Here is an 8602-nt window from a genome sequence, read left to right on the forward strand (position 1 = left end):
AAACCTTTTGTCTTGAAAAGGGTTATTGCTGCACTATAATACTGTATAAAAATACAGTTCATTTTGAGTGCCATGAATAAATCGTTATCCGTGCTTAATAACCACCCGCATATTTGGCGGGCCAGAGATCAGAGACAAAGTGAAACCAAGTTTTCACTGGGTTTTCCGCGTCTGGATAAAGCTCTTAACGGTGGCGTTGCATCTACAGGTCTTGTCCGTATCTCTTCGTTAACCGGCATGGGTGAACTTTCACTCTTTAAACAGGTTATATGCCAACACCGTACGCATAAGCTGGTGGTATTTATTAACCCTCCCGGGCTACTACAGTCGCCGTGGTTAGAAAACTTGGGGCTTAAAGCGCAACAAGTGCTGGTAGTAAAACCAGGTTCTGAACAAGAGTCGTTGTGGGCAGCAGAGCAATGTTTAAAAAGTACGGCTTGCCATTGCGTAGTGCTGTGGAGTAATGCTGTAAATCAAAAAGAAGCACGACGCCTACAGGTAGCAGCAACGCATAATGATGCGCTGTGCTTACTGTATACTCCACCGCAACAGCAGGCCTCACAGTTAGGTTATCCGAAGGCCAGCTTAAGTGATTCACAAGCCACTCCTTCGAATCAAAGCAACGGTGCATTACCCATTACGTTGGATATTGCGCTAAAGGGTAAACCCCACGCTTTGGCAGTGAACATACGCAAGCAGCGTCATGGGTGGCCCAAAGATAACATTGTTATTTCCCATCGGTGGACCCCCGACAATCACGCCATTAAATGGGCCATGGCACACAACACGCTTTCCGATCAGGCATTACACTCTGTGAGCTAATGATGCTGTGGGCCTATATTCATTGCTATCAACTTACTTTAGATAGCCATATCAAAGCGGCTAGAAGTAAAGGTGCACATAGCCAATTGCCGAAGCACGAAACTAACAACCAGTATTCATCGTTAGCGTCGAATACTCCCGTTGCAGTGTACTGCAGTAAAACAAACAAAATTACGCAGTGTAATGATATTGCGAAAAAAGAAGGCATTGAAATTGGGCATGGGCTAGCCCAAGCGGCGGCGTTATGCCCTTACGTGCATATTCTGCCTTTCAGTGAAGAAGCCGAAAAGCATATGCTGACGCAGTTAGCCCATCGGCTTTATCCGCTGGCTTCTGATATCGTATTAGACAACCACATTCACTCAAATAGTTTCAGCGGTCTAGCAGTAAGGCTAGATAACCTAACCCATTACTATGGCGGTCATAAGCCACTGTGGAAAACCTTAACCCAAGCTCTGGCAGAAGCAGATATTCGCTATCATTTTGCTAGCGCATGGACGATAGAGGCCGCAAAAGTATTAGCGCTTCATAAATTTAACACCTACTTACATACACCCGATGACATAAAAAAAGCGCTAAGTGCGTGCCCGCTTTCTATTACGGCTCTATCTCCCAAAGTCATTGACTCGCTGGCAAGGGTGGGCGTTTCCTGCGTACAACAGTTGCTTGCCATGCCGGTACAAGAGCTGGGACGGCGCTTTGACAATAACACCATTATGTATCTTACTGCGTTAAGGGGAGAAACCTTTCCACGCGTTACGTTATTTAGGCCTTTGGAGCACTTCGATAACTTTATCCTATTGCCTTTTGATATTGAAAACACGCAGCATCTAACCCCTTTTGTCACCCAGCAGTTTGAGCATTTGTCTCACTATTTACGGGCAAGAAACTTATATACATCCAGCATCAGTGTACATATTCATTTCAGAGAAGCACCTGTAATGGATATTAATATACGTTCGGCACTGCCTCAGTCCTCAGTACAAAGTTGGCTGCCCTTGTTTAGTCTTAAAACTGAGAATCTAGAGCTACCTGAACCAGCCACAGCCATTGCGCTTACCTGTCAGCAATTTGAAGAAATGGATACGCAGAATGGCGACTTTTTTAGCGACAGATTTAACGATATTGCACAAAAGCAATTAATTGGGCGCTTAAACGCGAAGCTAGGCGATAACAGTACGTTTCAACCTCGCGCTGCCGACAGCCATCAGTTTGAATATATGACGGTGACGGAGTCGAGCACCGGTAACTGCACCCGTAATTATGCTTATAGCAGTGACATTACGCCCACCTTCACTTTTGATGTACCTAAACCGCTTATTCAGGCTACCCAAATTTGCTTTGGCCCCGTGCGATTACATAGCGAGTGGTGGCATGACAGCCCAACAAAGCGTGATTATTTCATCGCCCAAACTGAGCAATGCGTAAAGCTTTTAGTGTTTAAAGATGAAGAGAGCCGCTGGTGGGTGCAGGGCCTTTTTTGCTAGCGGTATGCGGTTAAAGAAAAAGGTAAAGGCAATATCATGAAATACAGTGAGCTCTTTTGCCAAAGCAATTATAGTTTTCTTTGCGGTGCCTCTTCCCCCGCAGAGCTTGTTACCACGGCTTCTTTCCTTGGTTACGACGCACTTGCCATTACCGATGAATGCTCAGTAGCGGGAGTGGTACGGGCTTTCGACGAAATTAAGCATCAGGGCCTACCGATTACGCTTATTGTGGGTAGTTACTTTGTATTTGATGACACTTTATCTTTTGTGCTGTTGTGCCCGAACAAAGCGGCCTATAGCGAACTATGCCGAATTATTACTAACGCGAGGCGTCGCTCTGAGAAAGGTGAATACCAACTAGCCGAGTGGGACTTGCGTACCATTCGCCATTGCAAATTCATTTGGCTACCAAGTGGCAAAGAAGCTAAAGACAAGCATTGGGCTGAATGGCTGCAAAAACACCCGAGCATTGATACTTATATTGGCGCTCAGCGCCTATTAGACGGACGAGATCACCACAGGTTTGCGCATTACAATCATCTGCAGTCTGCTTATCCTTTTCCTGTTATTGCCTGTACAGGTGTACTCATGCATCACGCTGACAGACTGCCGCTTCAACATGTATTGCATGCTACTAACGTGCATACCAGTGTAGATAAAATAGGTCGGGATGCGTTGAGTAATGCAGAGCGTAGTCTGCGAACCGTACAAAAAATTAAAAAGCTTTACCCTGAGAAATGGATTGCCAATACCAATGCCCTTGCCCACGGATTCACATTTTCTTTAGAAGAGCTGCGCTACCACTATCCTGCAGAGCTTGTACCTGAAGGGTATACGCCCACTTCGTATTTGCGGGAACGTGTAGAGGCCGGCATAAAAGTGCGCTTTCCTGAAGGTATAACCCCTGATATCCGCCAAACCATAGAAAAAGAACTTACGCTTATTGCCGAACAAGAGTACGAGTATTTCTTTTTAACCATTTACGACATTGTTCAATTTGCCAAGCGACAACGCATTTTGTACCAAGGGCGAGGTTCGGCAGCTAACTCTGTAGTGTGCTATTGCCTAGAGATAACGGCCGTAGATCCAAGGCAAATAAGCGTACTGTTCGAGCGCTTTATTTCCAAAGAGCGTAACGAGCCGCCCGATATTGATGTTGATTTCGAGCATCAACGCCGTGAAGAGATTATTCAATATATTTATCAAAAATACGGCAGAGAAAGAACCGCTATCGCGGCTACCGTTATTTGCTATCGCTTCAAATCGGCTTTTAAAGATGTGGGTAAGGCGCTGGGCTTCAGCGAGTCACAGCTTGATTTTGTGGTAAAGCAGATTAATCGCCGAGACAGCGTTATTCCGTGGAAGTCTCAGCTGGCGGGGCTTGGGCTAAACCCTGAAGAGCCTAGGGTGCAGCAGTTAATTACCCTTACCGAAGCTTTACTGGGCACGCCCCGACATTTGTCGCAACATGTAGGCGGTTTTGTTATTAGCGCAGGGCCCCTCTACGATCTTGTTCCTGTCGAGAACGCCGCGATGGAAGAACGCACTATTATTCAGTGGGATAAGGACGACATTGAAACCTTAGGCCTATTAAAAGTCGATGTGCTGGCACTTGGGATGTTAAGCGCTATTCGTCGTGCATTCTCGCTTATCAATAAACAGTATCCTGTTGAAACCAGTATTCCGTTCATTACTAAGCTTGGAGATGACAAACAAGTTTTCAATATGATTTGTCGGGCCGATACGGTAGGCGTTTTTCAAATAGAATCACGGGCTCAGATGTCTATGCTGCCAAGGCTCAAACCTCGTCGCTATTACGATTTGGTCGTACAAATAGCCATTGTACGGCCAGGTCCGATTCAGGGTGATATGGTTCACCCTTATTTGATACGCCGACACGCTAACGAAACCATTAGCTACCCATCTAAAGATGTGGAGGAAGTTCTGTCTCGCACCATGGGCGTGCCTATCTTTCAAGAGCAAGTGATTCAGCTTGCCATGGTTGCAGCTGGCTTCAGTGGCGGAGAAGCTGACCAGCTGCGTCGCGCCATGGCGAGCTGGAAAAAAGACGGCAGAATTTTTGAGTTCAGAGACAAGCTTATTAAGGGGATGACGGATAAAGGCTATGACAGTACGTTCGCCCACAACTTATTTGAACAAATAAAAGGCTTTGCAGGTTACGGCTTTCCTGAATCGCACTCAGCATCTTTTGCCGTATTAGCTTATGTGTCTTGCTGGTTGAAGTTTTACTTTCCCGTTGAGTTCTACGTAGCGCTGTTAAATAGCTGGCCCATGGGGTTTTATTCTCCGTCTCAGTTAGTTCAAGACGCTAAGCGTCACAACATACGGGTAGAAGCGCCCTGTGTTAACCAATCTGACGTTGAGCATTCTCTGGTGGTACAAGGCCAAGAAAAATACATTCAGCTTGGCCTTAAGCTTATTAAAGGCTTAAGTGAAGCATCGTCTCAGCTTATCGTGGAAAACCGTTCAGACAAAAGCTACACCAATGTTGAACAATTACAGCAGCTATCGCTTAAAAGTCACGAACTAGAGGCACTTGCTAGCGCCGATGTTCTTCGCACGATTTCAGGCAATCGGTATGAAACCCGCTGGCGAATTATGGATACTCAAACGCGTTTACCACTGTTTGATACTGACGATTTTTATGCAGATAAAAATGTCACACCGCTGGGTGCTGCACCGACCGAGGCAGAAAACTTACTTGAAGACTATGCCTCAACCGGCTTATCAGTAAATAACCACCCTATTTCTTTACTCAAGAAGCAGCATAAGCTTAAAGACATAAGCTGGTCCAATTCACTTAAAGACAAGACCAATAAATCTGTTGTAAAAGTGCTTGGCGCAGTAACAGGTCGACAGGCCCCGGGTACAGCCGCAGGCGTTACCTTTCTAACTTTAGAAGATGATATAGGCAATATGAACGTTGTGGTGTGGCAAGCTACCGCTCGTGCTCAACAACAAACATTCTTAAAAGCTAAACTGCTACAGGTAAATGGTATTATTGAACGCTCCAAAGAGGGAGTTATTCATATCATCGCAGGTAAGCTTATTGATCGGACGCCGTGGCTCGAAAAGCTGTCATTAAGTTCAAGAGATTTTCACTGAGTATTTTACACCCGCAAAACGATAAATTATGGTGTATAGCTATGCGATTTATTTTTGTATTAAAAAACTTCCTCTCAAGGAAATGCTTCAAAGATAATTTGTTTGTATATTGTAAATTGCTGTAGTCATTTTGGAGTTTAGAATGATGCGATGTATTGGGCTTTTCATTGGCTGTTTGTTTAGCCTTAATATTTATGCAGATAAATATGTGATTGGCGCACAAAACTTAGCTTATTTCCCCCATTACGATTTTGCATCATCAACAGATAAAGGGGTTGCTTGGTCAATTTTAGAAGCTTTTTCTGAAGCTTCGGGACACGAGTTTGTGTATTTAAGCTTGCCTATAAGACGGCTTCAACTCGAGTTAGTTAAAGGTAATGTTGACTTTGTATACCCTGATAATAGGGGCTGGTATAACAGCATTACCACTTCAAATGACAAGTACTTTTCCCTCCCATTAACCAGCGCAGTAACGGGGACAATTGTAAAACGACAGAACGTTGGGAAAGGCATCGAAAAGATAAAAAACCTCGCTATGCCGTTAGGCTTCACACCGGTAAATTGGCAAGAAAGAATAGACACTCAACGAACCCAAATAACTTGGGTTACGGATATTCAACAAGGCTTGGCGCTTTTGTACCAAGAACGTGTAGACGGGTTAGATTTAGAGTATTTCGTTAGCCAGCGATCTGCTCCTCTATCATATGAGCAAGATGCATTTACTTTAGATTTGACGCTTCCACATAATGAAATTCCTTTTTCCCTATCTACGCTTTATCATCAAGATATTATTAGTGAACTTAATAAGTTCATATCCTCAAATCCAGAATTAATTGATAGTATAAAAACAAAATACGGAATAACCCCTTTCGAGCAGTTGTCTCAGAAGCTTTTGATAGAACAAGGATTGAAAATTGAAGAGGTTTGGAAATAGTATTCGTCGCTTTGTGCAAATGGTTGTACTACCAGTTACATGCACACTTTCAAGCCCTTTTATTTCAGCTGATACCTATATCGTAGGCGCTCAAAATATTGAATATTATCCGTATTACAACTTTTCATCGGATCATGAAAAGGGGTTGGGTTGGGCTATTCTTGAAGCATTCTCAAAGCAAAGCGGACATCGCTTTGTATACTTGAGCATGCCAGTTAAACGCCTTCAGATAGAATTGAAAAAAGGCAATGTAGACTTTGTCTTTCCTGATAACGCCAGATGGTATGATCAAATAACCCATAGCCTTAACAAAGTGTATTCAGAACCTCTGGCAGAAACATTCGCCGTGACTTTGGTTAAAACAGATAACCTTGGTAAAGGAATTACTCACATAACAAAACTTGCCACGCCAGACGGATTTTCCCCTGTAAAGTGGGAACAGCAAATTAAGAACGGTACCGTTAAGGTAACAGGCGTAAACAGTATTTATGATGGGCTTAATCTTCTACAGAGCGATAAAGTAGATGCTTTAGATGTGGAATATAATGCCGCTAAAAACGTTACTCGTCGCTTTCCGCAAATGGGACCATTTGCCGCTGATTTAACCCTGCCACACAACATTGTCTCATTTTCGCTATCAACCTTAAAACATCCCGAGATCATTGCCGAGCTCAATACATTTATACTTTCAGAATCTGAAAGCATAAATAAAATTAAAGCGAAGTATGGTATTGAAGATACAAAGCAACTGATCGAGCGTCTGATGGAAGAGCAACATGTAAGTGCAGATACACGCTGGACACCTTTGTAAAAACTTCAACAGTGTCAGTAAATTACACTACTCGCGTGGAATAGTTCGGCATTTAGTTTTTATTATCTCTTTGAAATTACGATAATTTTTAATTGGAAAAAATTTTGCTTGTTGATTATCAGATCAAGGAGCAATTATGAAACAGGCATCACTACTTCTATTTTCTTTTTTCATTATTTTCACCGCAAGTAGCGTACAAGCGAAACAAACCGTGAGTGTAGATTATATGCACGGCTTTGACGATATCGATGGTATGCGCTTCGCGTACAGGCCACTTGAACAAACGCTTACTACTGATTGGTTTGGCGACCTAAAGCTATACTGGGAAGTGAGTGCCGTAGTGTGGGAGTATGGTGAAAACGATACGCATAGTACAAGCTACGGCGCGTCATTAACTCCTGTATTTATGAAACAGGTTTCAACGCTGTATGACAAATATCCCGTATATATAGAAGCGGGGATAGGAGCGAGTTACATAGGTAATCAGAAAGTCGCTGGTAAAGATATTGGATCTAACTATCAGTTCGAAGACAGATTAGGTGTGTTTGTAGAGATCGATAAGAAACAACATGTCGCACTGCGCTATATGCACTTTTCAAACGGCGGCTTCAACAATGACAACCCCGGATTAGACTTCCTGAACCTATCCTACGCCTACCACTTTTAAAGAAATGGGGTCAGAGTACATTTCTACACTGCAAACAACGACGCTAGGCTGCGTTGTTACGCTGTTAAGGTCATTCATTCAATAAAGTACACTGCCCCCCTTATTCTATATTCGAGATGATGTGCCTCAACCTCTTTATGATAAGGGAGTAAAGCCTTTAGGCTGCCCATAAAATGTGATGGAAAAACTTTGGGGTCAGAGTACATTTTTATTTCTCGAGCATTTCGTTAAGGGCTGTTTTGATTTCGAGGGGTATTAGAAGTATTAATGTACTCAGACCCCTTTTTGATGTTTTAAAGGGGGAAGATTGGGGATTAATGTACTCTGACCCCATTTTTTGTTCCTTCCAAACGCAAAAAACCCGCCGTTAGGCGGGTTCTTCTTATTGGGACCTGGCAGTGTCCTACTCTCACATGGGGAAACCCCACACTACCATCGGCGCTAATACGTTTCACTTCTGAGTTCGGAATGGAGTCAGGTGGTACCGTATCGCTATGGCTGCCAGGAAAAACTGGTTTGCAGTAGCGTTTACTGCGTAAAGCTGATGCTCTATCAACTTTACTAAGTTCTGTTAGCTCGCATACATAAAATGCTATAGCTTCTATATAAAGCAAAAAACCCGCCGTTAGGCGGGTTTCTTTAATGGGACCTGGCAGTGTCCTACTCTCACATGGGGAAGCCCCACACTACCATCGGCGCTAATACGTTTCACTTCTGAGTTCGGAATGGAGTCAGGTGGTACCGTATCGCTATGG

Annotated in this window: 6 protein-coding genes and 2 rRNA genes; 6 read left to right on the forward strand and 2 right to left on the reverse strand. The window is 43.6% G+C overall.

All coding sequences use genetic code 11. From position 1 onward, the window contains the following. Positions 1 to 72 precede the first annotated feature (72 nt). The 6 genes from AWH61_RS16650 (at position 73) to AWH61_RS16675 (ending at position 7847) form a co-directional block, all read left to right on the forward strand. Positions 73 to 822 carry a recombinase RecA gene (locus tag AWH61_RS16650; RefSeq protein WP_075177680.1) on the forward strand — a complete coding sequence of 250 codons (750 nt, stop codon included), beginning with the start codon at positions 73 to 75 and terminating at the stop codon, positions 820 to 822. Beyond that, entirely contained in the window at positions 822 to 2309 is a 1488-nt protein-coding gene (locus tag AWH61_RS16655) for a Y-family DNA polymerase (protein ID WP_075177681.1), read from the forward strand. Before AWH61_RS16650 ends, AWH61_RS16655 begins: the two co-directional genes overlap by 1 nt. Positions 2310 to 2345: 36 nt before the next feature. Continuing rightward, the gene (locus AWH61_RS16660) at positions 2346 to 5435 is read left to right on the forward strand and encodes an error-prone DNA polymerase (protein ID WP_075177682.1); all 3090 of its coding nucleotides are present in this window, start codon (positions 2346 to 2348) and stop codon (positions 5433 to 5435) included. Between the two features lie 142 nt (positions 5436 to 5577). Next, positions 5578 to 6369 carry a transporter substrate-binding domain-containing protein gene (locus AWH61_RS16665; protein ID WP_075177683.1) on the forward strand — a complete coding sequence of 264 codons (792 nt, stop codon included), beginning with the start codon at positions 5578 to 5580 and terminating at the stop codon, positions 6367 to 6369. Continuing rightward, positions 6350 to 7180: a substrate-binding periplasmic protein gene (locus AWH61_RS16670; RefSeq protein ID WP_075177684.1), complete on the forward strand. Its 831-nt coding sequence runs from the start codon at positions 6350 to 6352 to the stop codon at positions 7178 to 7180. The genes AWH61_RS16665 and AWH61_RS16670 overlap by 20 nt, the downstream gene beginning before the upstream one ends. Positions 7181 to 7316: 136 nt before the next feature. Continuing rightward, positions 7317 to 7847, forward strand: coding sequence for an acyloxyacyl hydrolase (locus AWH61_RS16675; protein ID WP_014975262.1), 531 nt, complete (start codon positions 7317 to 7319; stop codon positions 7845 to 7847). 390 nt (positions 7848 to 8237) lie between these two features. Here AWH61_RS16675 and rrf (AWH61_RS16680) read toward each other — a convergent pair. Continuing rightward, positions 8238 to 8353: ribosomal RNA gene (rrf, locus tag AWH61_RS16680) — 5S ribosomal RNA — on the reverse strand. 141 nt (positions 8354 to 8494) lie between these two features. After that, positions 8495 to 8602 (reverse strand): 5S ribosomal RNA (rrf, locus tag AWH61_RS16685); the annotation flags it as partial.

Origin of the sequence: Alteromonas sp. W12 (assembly GCF_001924945.1) — a bacterium.
GTDB lineage: Bacteria > Pseudomonadota > Gammaproteobacteria > Enterobacterales > Alteromonadaceae > Alteromonas > Alteromonas macleodii.

Coding starts and splice junctions, on each gene's coding strand:
- AWH61_RS16650 (WP_075177680.1), top strand. CDS start 73: ATGAATAAATCGTTATCCGTGCTTAATAACCACCCGCATATTTGGCGG.
- AWH61_RS16655 (WP_075177681.1), top strand. CDS start 822: ATGATGCTGTGGGCCTATATTCATTGCTATCAACTTACTTTAGATAGC.
- AWH61_RS16660 (WP_075177682.1), top strand. CDS start 2,346: ATGAAATACAGTGAGCTCTTTTGCCAAAGCAATTATAGTTTTCTTTGC.
- AWH61_RS16665 (WP_075177683.1), top strand. CDS start 5,578: ATGATGCGATGTATTGGGCTTTTCATTGGCTGTTTGTTTAGCCTTAAT.
- AWH61_RS16675 (WP_014975262.1), top strand. CDS start 7,317: ATGAAACAGGCATCACTACTTCTATTTTCTTTTTTCATTATTTTCACC.